Annotated in this window: 14 protein-coding genes; all 14 read right to left on the bottom strand. The window is 59.4% G+C overall.

What is annotated here, in order from left to right; genetic code table 11:
- Positions 1-27: 27 nt before the first annotated feature.
- Positions 28-825, bottom strand: a complete 798-nt coding sequence (gene nifM, locus ACQ3G7_RS13290) for a nitrogen fixation protein NifM (protein ID WP_430890166.1) — start codon at positions 823-825, stop codon at positions 28-30.
- Positions 822-1,262, bottom strand: a complete 441-nt coding sequence (locus ACQ3G7_RS13285; protein WP_430890165.1) for a nitrogen fixation protein NifZ — start codon at positions 1,260-1,262, stop codon at positions 822-824. The genes nifM and ACQ3G7_RS13285 overlap by 4 nt, the downstream gene beginning before the upstream one ends.
- Positions 1,259-1,516: a nitrogenase-stabilizing/protective protein NifW gene (locus ACQ3G7_RS13280; RefSeq protein WP_430890164.1), complete on the bottom strand. Its 258-nt coding sequence runs from the start codon at positions 1,514-1,516 to the stop codon at positions 1,259-1,261. The genes ACQ3G7_RS13285 and ACQ3G7_RS13280 overlap by 4 nt, the downstream gene beginning before the upstream one ends.
- A gap of 2 nt (positions 1,517-1,518) precedes the next feature.
- The gene (gene nifV / locus ACQ3G7_RS13275) at positions 1,519-2,664 is read right to left on the bottom strand and encodes a homocitrate synthase (RefSeq protein ID WP_430890163.1); all 1,146 of its coding nucleotides are present in this window, start codon (positions 2,662-2,664) and stop codon (positions 1,519-1,521) included.
- A gap of 9 nt (positions 2,665-2,673) precedes the next feature.
- On the bottom strand, positions 2,674-3,876 hold the full coding sequence (gene nifS, locus ACQ3G7_RS13270) for a cysteine desulfurase NifS (protein WP_430890162.1): 1,203 nt from the start codon (positions 3,874-3,876) through the stop codon (positions 2,674-2,676).
- 31 nt (positions 3,877-3,907) lie between these two features.
- Positions 3,908-4,732, bottom strand: a complete 825-nt coding sequence (gene nifU / locus ACQ3G7_RS13265) for a Fe-S cluster assembly protein NifU (RefSeq protein WP_263096670.1) — start codon at positions 4,730-4,732, stop codon at positions 3,908-3,910.
- 206 nt (positions 4,733-4,938) lie between these two features.
- Positions 4,939-5,403: a NifB/NifX family molybdenum-iron cluster-binding protein gene (locus ACQ3G7_RS13260; protein WP_430890161.1), complete on the bottom strand. Its 465-nt coding sequence runs from the start codon at positions 5,401-5,403 to the stop codon at positions 4,939-4,941.
- A complete protein-coding gene (gene nifN, locus ACQ3G7_RS13255) occupies positions 5,390-6,775 on the bottom strand; it encodes a nitrogenase iron-molybdenum cofactor biosynthesis protein NifN (RefSeq protein ID WP_430890442.1) in 1,386 nt (461 codons plus the stop codon). Before nifN ends, ACQ3G7_RS13260 begins: the two co-directional genes overlap by 14 nt.
- Positions 6,776-6,785: 10 nt before the next feature.
- Positions 6,786-8,159, bottom strand: coding sequence for a nitrogenase iron-molybdenum cofactor biosynthesis protein NifE (gene nifE / locus ACQ3G7_RS13250; RefSeq protein ID WP_430890160.1), 1,374 nt, complete (start codon positions 8,157-8,159; stop codon positions 6,786-6,788).
- 166 nt (positions 8,160-8,325) lie between these two features.
- Positions 8,326-8,988 carry a NifB/NifX family molybdenum-iron cluster-binding protein gene (locus ACQ3G7_RS13245; RefSeq protein ID WP_430890159.1) on the bottom strand — a complete coding sequence of 221 codons (663 nt, stop codon included), beginning with the start codon at positions 8,986-8,988 and terminating at the stop codon, positions 8,326-8,328.
- A gap of 11 nt (positions 8,989-8,999) precedes the next feature.
- Positions 9,000-9,218 carry a putative nitrogen fixation protein NifT gene (gene nifT, locus ACQ3G7_RS13240; protein WP_263096666.1) on the bottom strand — a complete coding sequence of 73 codons (219 nt, stop codon included), beginning with the start codon at positions 9,216-9,218 and terminating at the stop codon, positions 9,000-9,002.
- 40 nt (positions 9,219-9,258) lie between these two features.
- Positions 9,259-10,821: a nitrogenase molybdenum-iron protein subunit beta gene (gene nifK, locus ACQ3G7_RS13235; protein ID WP_430890158.1), complete on the bottom strand. Its 1,563-nt coding sequence runs from the start codon at positions 10,819-10,821 to the stop codon at positions 9,259-9,261.
- Between the two features lie 55 nt (positions 10,822-10,876).
- Positions 10,877-12,325 (bottom strand): nitrogenase molybdenum-iron protein alpha chain, encoded by a 1,449-nt coding sequence (nifD, locus tag ACQ3G7_RS13230; RefSeq protein ID WP_263096663.1) that lies wholly within the window; start codon positions 12,323-12,325, stop codon positions 10,877-10,879.
- A 26-nt stretch (positions 12,326-12,351) separates the two neighbouring features.
- Positions 12,352-13,233 carry a nitrogenase iron protein gene (nifH, locus tag ACQ3G7_RS13225; protein ID WP_263096662.1) on the bottom strand — a complete coding sequence of 294 codons (882 nt, stop codon included), beginning with the start codon at positions 13,231-13,233 and terminating at the stop codon, positions 12,352-12,354.
- Positions 13,234-13,343 lie beyond the last annotated feature (110 nt).

Raw genomic sequence — 13,343 nt, 5'->3', positions numbered from 1 at the left:
GTATCCGGCCTGATGCGCAAAAACGCGTCAGGCCGATGCCTCGTTAATCAGTGTCGCCAGCCAGCGGCGTTGCCACTGTTGCTGATTGAGGGCGTACAGGTGTTCCCGCGCTTTTGCCAGTGCCTCGTTTTCCGCCATTGGCGCGGGCTCCCGGATGTGCTCACACCACACTAAATGCCAGCCAAGCGCGGTTTCAATGGGCGCGCTAACGTCATTCTCGTTCAGCGCAAACAGCGCCTGTTCCAGCTGCGGGTAGAGCAATCCCCGGCTGATCCAGCCCAGCCGACCGCCTTCCAGCGCGCTGGGGCAGTGCGAGTAGCGCTGCGCCAGGTGGCTGAATGCGGTGCGGGCGCGAACGATTTCCTGATGAAAACGCGCCACCTGGCGTCGCACCGTTTCGCCATCGTTATCGACCGTCACCAGCAGATGCGAGGTTAAGCGCTGCTCCGGGCGCATAAATTGCGCCTGATGTTGCTGATACCAGGCCCGCACCTGAATGTCATCGGGCTGGGGGGCTGACGCGGCAATGCGGGTGAGCTGCATCTCCATCAGCGCATGGTGGCGGATCACCGCCTGGCGGTCCGCAGCGGAAAATTGCCCCTCATCAAGCTGAGGCGCCAGGGAGGCGGCGATGGCGCTGCGCACCGCGTCCGGAATGTTTTCTCCGCCAGCGGCCTCCACCACCGCGCTTTCCAGCCGTTGCTGGCGCAGACAGGCCGCCTCGAAAGCGGCTTTCTGTGCGGCGGGAAGGGCGTCCGGCTCACAGTGCCAGCGCGACAACGCCAGACGCTGCCTGGCAAAACGCGCCCATGCAGGCTCTTTCATTGTTCCTCCGCCAGTATCATGGCGCTGGCAGGTACCTGAAAACTACGCGCCATAAAGGTGACAATGTAACTTTCGCCGTTATCACCCTGACCGGTTGCCGCGATTTGCCCCTGTGCGCCAGCGGCAATCACCACGTCGCCATTGATGGCTAACGCACAGCGGCACACGATGTGGTCGCCATACTGAAACTGGCCGGCGTGCCACGGCGCAGAGGCCGGGAGCAACTCCTCTTCCCGGCAGCCGACAATCAGATCGCTGTCGAGAAAATGGATCTGGTAGATAATCTGATCCATCAAAAAGGTTCCCCATTCGCGCACAAACCCGGTACTGCCGCGACGCACCAGCAAGTCGCCGCGCCGGTAACCGAACAGGGTGCCGTCGTTGCGGATCGCGCGTGTTACGCGAACCTCTTCGCCAAAGGCATATTTTTGTGTCATTGCCCATGCTCCGCAGTGCAGTGCTGATAACTTTCCGCCAGCAGACGCCGGGCGAGAAGCCAGGGGGCGCGGGGATCCTCTTCGAGTAAATTCCGCAGCGGCACGTGGTCGCGCAGGCGCTGATGAAAATCACGCAGTACCCGCAGGCAGCAACTGTGCAACGCCGGTGATGCGTAGGGCACGCAGAAAAATTCAAAAAAGGATTCGGCGCTGTCGAGTTCATCCACGCCGGGGATGCGATAAAACCACTCCATGCTCAACTCCCTGCGGCCTGTTGCGCTGCGCTGCCGCACAGCTCATCGTAAATGGCGACCAGTTCATAATCTTTGGGCGTGCGTTTCCAGCTCTCGGCAAAGCGACGGATCGCCGGAAGCAACTGCTCGATTTGCAGGGCGTCAAGGCGGTAGCCCATGCGGGCGAACACGCCGTCCACGGCCTGGCGTCCGGAGTGTTTGCCGAGCACCAGCCGGTATTCACGGCCCATCAGTGCCGGGTCAATTGCCTGGTAACTGTCACGATTGCGCAGCAGCGCGGCGACATGCACGCCGGACTCGTGGGTAAACACCTGTGCGCCCACCAACGGTTGCTGGGCGTCTATCGGGCGCAGGGCAGCATCGGCGACTTGCTGGCACAGGGCGGGCAAGCGGGCAAAGTGCACCCCGCAGTCGATGCCCAGGCAGCGGTGCAGCCCGAGGGCGACCGTCTCCAGCGCCGCATTGCCTGCCCGCTCGCCCAGCCCCAACACGGTGGTATTGACGCTGGTCGCCCCGGCGCGTACCGCCGCCAGGGTATTGGCGGTCGCCAGCCCCAGATCGTTGTGCGCATGCATTTCAATCTCGCCCGCCCAGTGTTGTCGCAACGTACCGATCCGGGTGGCGGTGGTAAACGGGTCGAGCACGCCGAGGGTATCGGCAAAACGCAGCCGCTGCGCGCCTGCCTGCTGTGCAGTTTCCGCGATGGTCTGTAGGGTGAGATCGCTGGCGCGGGAGGCGTCTTCACAGCCGATGCAGACCTGCAAACCCAGCGCTTGTGCCTGCTCAATCAGCGTGGCCAGCCGTTCCAGCAAACGCGGTAGCGGCTCACGCAGCTTGTACTGCCGCAGTTTGTCGGAGGCGGGCAGGGAGATATCCACCCAATCCATGCCCAGATCGGCGCTTTGCTGAATTTCGTCGCGGTTCATCCGGCACCAGGCCATCAGCGTGGCCGCGGGCAGGTGGCGGCGCACCAGTTGCATGCGCGTGCGCTCCTCGTCGCCCATGGCGGGTGTGCCAACTTCCAGTGCGGTGACGCCAGCTTCATACAGCGCCTGCGCCAGCGCCACTTTCTCGCTGGCGCGAAAGGCCACGCCGGGGCTCTGTTCGCCGTCCCGCAGCGTCGTATCGTTAATCACTACGCTTGCCATGACGCCGCCTTAACCGTAAACCGGTGTGAAAATGGCTTCAGCCGGACGCGGTTTGCCGTCCTGCCAGTAGGGGGACAGCGCGCGCAGGCGGGCGATGATGGGCGGCAGCGCATCAATGACGTACTCTATCTCTTTCTCTCGGGTATACCGGGAGAGCGAAAAGCGAATACTGCCATGCGCGGCGGTATAGGGAATATGCATGGCGCGCATCACATGCGACGGCTCCAGCGACCCCGAGGTGCAGGCGCTGCCGCTGGACGCCGCTATCCCGGCCTGGTTGAGCAACAACAGGATCGCTTCGCCTTCGATAAACTCAAACGCCAGATTGACGGTGCCGGGAACGCGCGGCGCATTGCCGCCCATCACCCTCACCGAGGGCACCTGGCTGACCAGTTCGCTTTCAAGACGATCGCGCAATGCAGCAATGGTGTTCATCCCCGGCAGGTGCACCTGCGCCAGTTCACATGCCGCGCCCATGCCGACAATGCCGGCGATATTTTCAGTGCCCGCCCGGCGGCCCCGCTCCTGATGCCCGCCGCGCAGCAGCGGACGAAAGCGCGAACCACGGCGTAAATAGAGGCAACCGACGCCTTTCGGGCCATGCAGTTTATGCGCCGAGCAGGAGAGCATATCAATGGCTGTCCGACCGATATCCAGCGGCATTTTCCCCACCACCTGTACCGCGTCGCAGTGAAACAACGCGCCGACGTCGTGCGCCATCGCCGCCATTTCCACAACCGGAAACAGGACGCCGGTTTCATTGTTGGCCCACATAACGCTGACCACCGCAACGCGCGGGCTCAGTGCCTGGCGGTACTGCTGCATATCCAGCACGCCATCGGTATTCACCGCAATGCGGTGGATAAGATAGCCCTGGCGCTCCAGATGTTCGCATACCGCCAGGGTCGCCGGGTGCTCCACCGCAGTTGTGATGATCTCCCGCCGTTCCGGCATCAGTTCGACTGCGGCATGCAGGGCGGTAGAGGTGGCTTCGGTGGCGCAGGAGGTAAAAATAATCTCGCTGGCGTGTTCCGCACCGAGCAGGTCGGCCACCTGTTGACGCGCCCGCTCAAGGGCAACGCGGCTCGGTGCGCCAAAATCGTGAATGGATGACGGGTTGCCGTAATGTTCAGTCAGGAACGGCATCATCGCTTCCAGCACCATCGGATCGATGCGGGTGGTGGCGTTATTGTCCAGATAAACCTGTTTCATGGTGATTTCCCCTCGGTTGACCAGCGGCGCTTCAGGCCGCCACGACGTCCATATAACAGCCGGTACGCTCCATCAGCTTTTGTTGCAGCCACGCCAGCGTCATATCGGTCATCATGCAGCCGCTGCAACTGCCGGACAGGCTGACCGTCACGGTATGCGCGGCGACATTCACCAGCGTCATATCGCCGCCATCGGCCTGAATATGCGGACGCAGTTCGGTGATGGCATCCACCACTTCCTGCCAGTGCGGATCTTTCTGTTCTGCGGCAGGGGCGGCAATCTGCGGGTGCTGCGCCAGAATGTCCGCCAGCGCCAGTTCGATTTTTTCATGGCACGCGGTACAGCCGCCGCCCGCTTTGGTGTAGTTGATCACCTCTTCAAGCGTGGTCAATCCGTTGCTTAACACCGCGCGGCGGATCTGGCCTTCGTCGACGCCAAAACATTTGCAGATCAACGCACCTTCTTCATGGTCGTCTTCCAGCGTTTCGCCGCGATAGTGGGCAATCGCCGCCCGCAGTGCCTCCTGACCCATCACGGAGCAGTGCATTTTTTGCGGCGGCAGGCCGTCGAGATAGTCGGCGATCTGCTGGTTGGTCACCTGTTCAGCCTGCGCCAGCGTCCGGCCAATGATCAGCTCAGTTAACGCCGACGAAGAGGCGATTGCGCTGCCGCAACCAAAGGTCTGAAACCCGGCCTCAAGGATGGTTTCACTTTGCGGATCCACTCGTAACATCAGCCGCAACGCATCGCCGCAGCTTAACGATCCCACGTCGCCAACGGCGTTGGCGTTATCCACCACCCTGGCGTTACGGGGATTAAAAAAATGATCTTTCACTTTCTCGGAGTAATTCCACATGCTCTCAGCTCCCAGGATGTATGACGGAAAGCGCCGGGGCGCATTTCACCGCGTCAATCAACGGCGGGTCAGACGTATCAAGCAAAAGCAGTACCAGAAGGTAAAGTGGCGTATTTTCAGAGGGTTAAGTTTTGTTCCTGACATAAAACTGCGCGCTGTGTCGCAGTTTTATGTTGGTTTTGTCACAGAGCCGACACAGTTGGCGGTCAGCGCTCCTCGTCATCCTGCCAGTCGTTCTCCTGCAGGAGTTGTGCAAAGCGCTGCGGATTGCGGTTGCGCGTATTTTTTCGCTGCTCTTTGTCATACCAGTAGTGCTGAATTTCCTGCAACAGCCCCTCAATAGTGGTCTCTGCCGGAACGCGGACGGCGCGCACGCCGATTTGCAGCAGCTGGCGAAAGACGCTTTCGCCGATCGCCACACAGTAGAGCGTCACGCAATCCTCCAGCGCCGCGATCCGGCTGGTGATTTTCTCTTGCTGGTGCCCGGCGAGCACCGAAAAATCCACCACCCGCAACAGCGTCACGTCGTTCTCCTTCACACCGTAAATAACCAGCCTCGGCGTTGCGCCAAAATGCTGATCCACATGGTGATAGTCGGAGCTGGCAAAGGCCACTTTCATTGACCAGACGCCGGAGCAAATGGTGCTGAACTGGCGGTTAACATAGTGCATAGTTGCCTCCGGAAATCGGCGGTTCGCTAACGTGCTGGCGCAACGGGGAGTGGTAAGTGGCCAGGTGATGATGGCGCTCGCGCAGGGTGTTCGCCAGTTCGAACAGGGTATCGCGCATGCCCGCGTAGCCCTGGCGCACGCGGCGAAACTCGCCGAGCCGGTCATAAAGAGGAAAACCTGCGCGCACCAGCGTGATAGCGAACTGCTCCGCCAGATCCGCCGCGTGAGAGTTGGCGACCAGCAGATCCGCCGGGGTGGCGCACAACAGGTCCTGTAAGTCTTCCAGATCGCCAATGGTCACGCTGTCAACGGGCAGATTTTGCAACCCCGGCTGACTCACCGGTGCGACAACCGGGCCGGGAACCATGCCCTGACTGCGAGCGAAATCACACCATGCCGCCAGCAGGTCGCCTTCCGCCGCCAGCGCCATGCGCGCCCCCTGTAGCCACATATGACAATCGATCATCGCATCCTGTAATTGCCCGCGCTGGCGCTCAATCCAGGCCGGAACCTCGCGCCCGGAGAGGCGTTGCAGGTGGTGAATAAACTGGTCGCAGTTGCCAAGCGTCATCAGATGCGGCAGGGCGATCACCTCGCCGCGACTGCGCTGCGCCAGCAGCGTGGCTGCACGGGAAAGGGAGACGCCGATGGCAAAGGAACACAGGCTTTGCCCCATCTGCTCGATCATGCGCAGAGACGCACCGCCCTGGGTGACGGGCGAAAAGTCGCCATTCGCCATATGACCATCCAGCGACAGCGAGAGATCCGGCACCATGACCGGTTGTAATCCAAACGCCTCCACATAGCTGCGTAGCAGTTCCACATCCCCCGGTGTCAATAAATGGCTGAGCAGCAAGTTAACGCGGCGATTACGCAGACCCGGCAGCGGTTTTTCCGCCACCCACTGCGCAATCACGCTTTCCAGCACTGCGCTGTAGCCGTTCTCCAGCGTGCCGTAAAAATCCGGTGTATTGACGGTGAGGATCGCCACCCCTTTATGACGCGGGAAATCATCGCGGAACTGACGCACCACGCGGGAAATGTCGCTGCCCTGGGCTTCTGAAAGCCCGGTGCTGAGCAGCACAATCGCTTTGGGGTTATTGCGCTGGCAGAGGATATTCAGCGCGGTAAAAATGTTTTCATCCGCGCCCATAATGGTCGATGTCGGGTCCATCGCCGTTGATTGTAAGGGGATCGGATCGTGAAAATGCTGGATAAAAAAGACTTTTGCGAAAGCGCTGCACCCCTGAGCGCCATGCACCAGCGGAATGGTCTGATCAAACCCCATACTGGCAAGGATCGCCCCCAACGGCTGACCGCTTTTTATGGGGCTAACTGCCAGCGGTTTTTTATTACGCATGATTTCGGCCATCATCGACTCCTTATTGCCACGGCGCACGCGCGTGAGTTTGCGGCCAGACCGGGCTTTCCAGGGTCTGACACAGTTGTTCGGCCAGCGTGACGATGCCGCGATAGCCAGCGAAGGCATGCTCGCGCTCCTGGTTGATATCCAGAAACGGCAACCGCGCTTTGTAGGCGGTGTACATATTGCGTCCACCGGCGATCATCATGTCCGCCTGGTAGCGGTACACCACATCCAGCAGCGTACGGGCATTGCCCTCGTCGAGCATGATGGCCTCGTTGCCCATCAGTTCGCGAATACGTTGCCGATCCTCTTCGGTGGACTTGCGGGTACCGGTTGCGACCACGGTCATCCCCAGATCCTGTAACGCGGAGACCACCGACCAGGACTTCACGCCGCCGGTGTACAGCAGCGCTTTGCGACCGCGTAAACGCGCGCGCAACGGGGCCAGCGCCTGTTCTGCGCGCTGCTCTTCGCGGGCGATTAACGCCGCTGTTCGCGCGATCAGATCCTCATCACCGGTCAGCGCGGCCAACTGGCGCAAGGCATCGGAGGTGGCGCGCACGCCGTAAAAGCTGCCCTCAAACCACGGCGTGCCATAACGTTGTTCCAGCGCGCGGGCAACGTTAATCAGTGCCCGCGAGCAGACCAGCATATTGACCTGCGCCCGGTGCAGGGTCTGAATGTCGGTAAATCGCCCGTCGCCGGAAAGACTCCCCAGTACACGGATCCCCAGCTCATCGAGCAACGGCTGGATATGCCAGAACTCCCCGGCAATGTTGAACTCGCCAATCAGCCCGATATCGTGGCGGTGCGCCGGAGAAAAGGGGGTATCGTCCGGCCAGGGCGACGGTTCGCGACTGCCGATCACCTGCTTCACCATCACCTCGCCGGCCAGGCGGTTGCCGAGATTTTTACTGCCGTAAAAACCCGCTGCATCTACGGCGATCACCGGCACGCCCGTGGCGGTCGCTGCTGCCTGGCAGACGGCATCAATATCGTCGCCCTCCATGGCCGGTACGCAGGTGTTGTAGACAAATACTGCTGCCGGGTGATAGCGGTTGACGATATGGCGCACCGCATGAAACAGACGGCGCTCACCGCGCCCCATGATCACATCCTGCTCGTTAAGATCGGTGGTAAAGCCCAGTCGGTTGATACGCGGGCCAGAGCTCAGGCTGCCGCGATTGTCCCAGGAGCTGCCGGTACAGCCGATCGGGCCGTGCACCAGATGCGCCACATCGGACAGCGGTAACAAGGTGATCTGTGCGCCATCAAAGGCGCAGCCGCCCGCAGTTGCCCCGGGTTTGGGCGCGCTACAGCCGGTTTTTTGTTTATGGTTGTGTTCGCAGGCAGGCTCATCAAGCAGTGCGAGAATCTCATTCCCCTTCATAGTGACCTCATGTATGGATTGGGTTACCGGCGGTGTTGCAAATCGCAGGCCAGAAGAGAGTGATTGATTTTTAAGGGGAAATTTATGTTGGCTTTGCGACAAAACGGACAATTGACGTAATGCCGACGTCAAAAAAAATCCCCCGCGAACGGGGGATGAGAAGGGGTTAAAACACGCGCGCTTCCAGCGGGTTGGCGCGCTCCATCCGTTTAGCCAGCCAGGGGGGCAACTGCCCGGCAAGCAGCGTCTTGAGCGCCTCGCACTGCGAAAGAAGGGTAAAACCCGGTGCGACTTTCATGGGGTGAATATTGTGGCGGATCAGGCGCGCCGCGGCCGGGCCGCCAATCGCTTCACAGAACAGCAGGTGGCAATCGTCCAGTAAGCGCGCGCGGCTCTCATTCGGCTCTTTATCCTCCTGACTGCCGGGGTAGCGACGTAAGTCATGTAACCAGTACCCCTGCTCATCAAAGGCGTAGATAAAGAACAGGCGACCCTGACCAAAATGGCCGTTGATCGTCAGACCATCCTGCGAACAAAACGCGACAATTAACTGCGGACGCCGCGCGTGTGGCGTGTGCACCGTGAGATGCGCAGGCAATTCGCCGCGCAGACACGCTCTTACCCGGCTCCAGCGCCCTCTGGACATCAGCGCATGCGCATAGGGGAATCGTGCCTCCAGTTGCTGCGTATTCAGCGACGCCAGATAATCCGGGGTCAGCGTCTCGTCACGTTCGTCGGTCAGCCAGGCAACAATCTGCGCAGGCTGTAGCTCCGGCAGAGACTGAAACAGCGCCAGCATGCGCCAGAAAAGTCTGTCGTTGTCAGACATGGAACACCTCCTTACACCAGCGCATCGCGGGTGGCGCGCAAACTGACCGGAAACGCAGGGCGTCCCGGCTGTTCATTCACGTAATAACGGCGTCCACCCTCCAGAGAAAGCACTCCGCCCCAGCGTTGTGGGGTGTCATGCTCAATGTGCAGAACCCGCGCTTCCAGATCCTGTTTGGCGATATAGCAGTAGAGATCGTCGCCGCGCTGGCGAATGATAATGACCGGCATAGTGCCTCCCTGAGCCCCGTCAACGACGGGGCTGTGATGGTTAACGGATAAGGTCGAAGCTGTAGTCGGTTTTGCCAAGCTTGATGGTCTCTTTGTCCACCTTCTCCAGCACCGCGTTAACCAGCGTCGTCAGGATGCTCATCGCCCCTTCGTAGCCCCAGGTGGTCTGGCGGTGCAGGTGGTGGCGGTCAAACAGCGGGAAGCCCAGGCGGATCAGCGGGACTTCAAACTGTTCACCTTTGGCGAGGGTGTCGCGCTGAATGAACTTGCCATAGGAGTTGCCAATCATAAAATCCGGCTGGCGGGTGAACATCAGCGAACGGAAATGCCACAAATCGCAGTTGATAAAGACTTCGCTCTGCTGACCATACGGCGAGTCGTCGAGCATTTTCTTCATCGCTTTCTGCCAGCGTTTACTGCCGTTATGACTGAGGATCACCGTCGGCTCGCAGCCCAGCTCCAGCAGGAAACGGGTCAGCCCCATCACAAAATCCGGGTCGCCAAACAGACCGAATTTCTTGCCGTGCAGCCAGGTGTGGGAGTCGAGCATCATATCCACCAGGCGGCCGCGCTCCAGCGTCAGCGCATCGGCAATCGGCTTGCCGGTAAGCTGGCTGATGGTCATCAGCAGCGCATCGGTGGCCGCCAGGCCAATCGGCGTCGTGACGTCTGTCGCCGGCTGGTTCCACATCTCCTGCACCACTTTTTTGGTTTTCACCAGTTGCCAGGGTTGCAGCAGCAGCGTGTCGATGGCGTCGGGCGCCTCGCGCATCTCCTGTTGCGTGGTACCGCCGGAATACATGTGGTAATGGCCATCCGCCGGGGTATCCAGCACCTCTGAAGGGTCCGACAGCAGGCTACAAGGCACCTCCATCTGTTCCATCATGCGTTTCAGCACGCGGAAATTACCCAGATAGGTTTCAAAACCGGTCACCAGATTGATGCGCGGCAGTGTGCCCGGCTGCGCCTGATAATCGGCGGTGAAGGCGCGGGCAAAACCTTCGAACATATTGTCCCAGCCGGTAACATGGCTGCCGATAAAGCTCGGCGTATGGGCGTACGGCACCGGGATGGCGGCATCAAGAAAACCGTCTTTTTTGGCGTTGGCGATAAAGGCCTGTAAATCGTCGCCGATCACTTCCGCCATACAGGTGGTGGAGACGGCGATGATCTCCGGTTTGTACAGTGCGCTGGCGTTTTGCAGGCCAGTATTGAGGTTATTATTGCCGCCGAACACGGCGGCATCTTCGGTCATGGAGTCTGATACGCAGGCCACCGGCTCTTTAAAGTGACGGTTAAAATAGGTGCGGAAATACGCCACGCACCCCTGGGAACCGTGCACATAGGGCAGGGTATTGGCGAAACCCAGCGAACAGAGCACCGCCCCCAACGGCTGGCAGGCTTTGGCGGGATCGATGGTCAGCGCTTCGCGTGTAAAGTTCAGCGCTTCGTATTCCGGTGTGGTGGTCCACTGGAACACTTCCTGCACCCGCTCCGGCGAGTGCGCTTCTTCCATTCCCCGTTTACCGCGAAACAACGTCTGGTAGGCATCCTGTTCGAACAACGGATGGCAGTTATGTATTTTCTCAACAGTTTGGCTCATGGTGTTCTCCTCCCGCGCCACAAATCGGTGAACAGACGGGATAGCAGGATAAAAGTCAGGCGGATTTCAGCCACGGCGCGGTCAACTGGCCCCAGGCGGGGTTGTTGAGCGTCATATCCATATCACGGGCGAAAATGGCGAAACCGTCATAGCCGTGGTACGGGCCGGAGTAATCCCAGGAGTGCATCTGGCGAAACGGCACGCCCATTTTCTGGAAGATGTACTTCTCCTTGATGCCGGAGCCGATCAGGTCCGGTTTCAGGGCTTTAACAAACGCTTCCAGTTCATAGCTGCTGGCGTCATCAAACAGCAGCGTGCCTTCTTTCAGATCCGGCAGGGTGCGATCGTAATCGTCGTTATGGCCGAACTCGTAGCCTGCGGCGATGATCTCCATCCCCAGATCTTCATAAGCGCCTATCACATGACGCGGACGTAAACCGCCCATATAGAGCAGCACTTTGCGTCCCTCAAGACGCGGCCGGTATTTGGCGATGATGGCGTCGTTTTGCGCCTGATAGCGGGCGATCACCGTTTCAGCATTGGCGCGAATGGTGTCGTCAAACTGATCGGCGATTTTCCGCAGTGACTCGGCGATTTTGGTCGGGCCAAAGAAGTTGTACTCCATCCACGGAATGCCGTGTTTTTCCTCCATATGACGGGAGATGTAGTTCATGGAGCGGTAACAGTGCACGAGGTTGAGCTTCACGAACGGGGTGTTTTCCATCTCCACCAGCGTGCCGTCGCCGGACCACTGCGCCACCACCCGCAACCCCATCTCTTCGAGCAAAATACGCGACGCCCAGGCATCGCCGCCGATGTTGTAATCGCCGATGATCGCCACATCATACGGGGTGGATTCGAACGGTTTGCCCTCGCGGTTATCCAGCACCCAATCGCGGATCACGTCATTGGCAATATGGTGCCCGAGAGACTGCGACACGCCGCGAAACCCTTCGCAGCGCACCGGGATCACCGGTTTGTTCAGCGCTTTACGGCTGGCGTTGGCAACGGCTTCGATATCGTCACCGATCAGGCCCACCGGGCACTCCGACTGGATCGAGATGCCTTTGGTCAGCGGGAACAGCATTTCCATCTCTTCAATCAGTTTGGTCAGCTTTTTGTCGCCGCCAAACACGATGTCGCGCTCCTGAAAATCCGAGGTGAAATTCAGCGTGCCGAAGCTGTCCACGCCGCTGACCCCGGTGTAGTAGTTACGCCGACCGGCGCGGGAGTACTGACCGCAGCCGATCGGGCCGTGGGAGATATGGGCCATATCTTTGATCGGCCCAAACACCACCCCTTTAGAACCGGCGTAAGAACAGCCGCGCACGGTCATCACGCCGGGCTGTGACTTACGGTTGGAGATGATGCACTTACCGACGCTTTCCTGCTCCGGATCGGTGACCATCATGTGCTTTCTGCGTTCTTTGCGCGTCTTCTCCGGAAAAACCTCCAGCACCTCCTGGATGATGTCCAGATTACGTTCGCCTGTTGCATTGCTCATTGCGCTATTCCTTCGATCGGGAGGCCTCAGGCCGCGTTCTCTTCGGCGGCGGTTTTACCGATGATGCTGGTGTCTTCCACATCCATAATGCCGAACTCCATCAGCAGCTCTTCCAGTTCGTCCATGGTGCAGGGGGTCGGGACCACCATTTTGGTGTTGTTGACGATTTTGCTGGCCAGCGTGCGGTATTCATTCGCCTGGTTGCAGGTGGGGTCATACTCAATCACCGTCATCCGGCGGATTTCGGCACGCTGCACAATGTTGTCGCGCGGCACGAAGTGGATCATTTGCGTGCCGAGTTTTTCCGCCAGAGCAATGATCAACTCGTCTTCACGATCGGTCTGGCGAGAGTTACAAATCAGCCCGCCGAGGCGCACCTTGCCGGATTTGGCATATTTAACAATACCTTTGGAGATGTTGTTGGCGGCGTACATCGCCATCATTTCGCCGGAACAGACGATATAGATCTCCTGCGCCTTGTTTTCACGGATCGGCATGGCGAAACCGCCGCACACCACGTCGCCGAGCACGTCGTAAAACACGAAATCGAGGTCGGGAACATACGCGCCTTCTTCTTCAAGGAAGTTGATGGCGGTGATCACCCCGCGCCCCGCGCAGCCCACGCCTGGCTCCGGGCCGCCGGATTCCGCACAGCGCACGCCGCCGTAACCGATTTGCAGCACGTCTTCCAGTTCCAGGTCTTCCACGGAACCGACTTCTGCTGCCATCTCCATAATGGTGTTTTGCGCTTTGGCGTGAAGGATCAAACGGGTGGAGTCGGCTTTCGGGTCGCAGCCAACGATCATCACTTTTTTGCCCATCTCCGCGAGGGCGGCAACGAGGTTTTGTGTGGTAGTGGATTTACCAATACCGCCTTTACCGTAAATCGCACATTGACGCATGGTCATGGTGTCTCTCCTGTGGGTTGTGTGTTTGCCACATACCCTTGTGCAGGGAACATACCAGCCATGCCATATTTGTTAATTAACTGATTATATTGGTTTTTGTTTTTTCGATG

Source organism: Kosakonia sp. N21, assembly GCF_050587465.1.
Classification (GTDB): Bacteria; Pseudomonadota; Gammaproteobacteria; order Enterobacterales; family Enterobacteriaceae.
The sequence above is the reverse complement of the archived record's forward strand: the minus strand, read 5'-3'. Positions and strand labels throughout refer to the sequence as shown.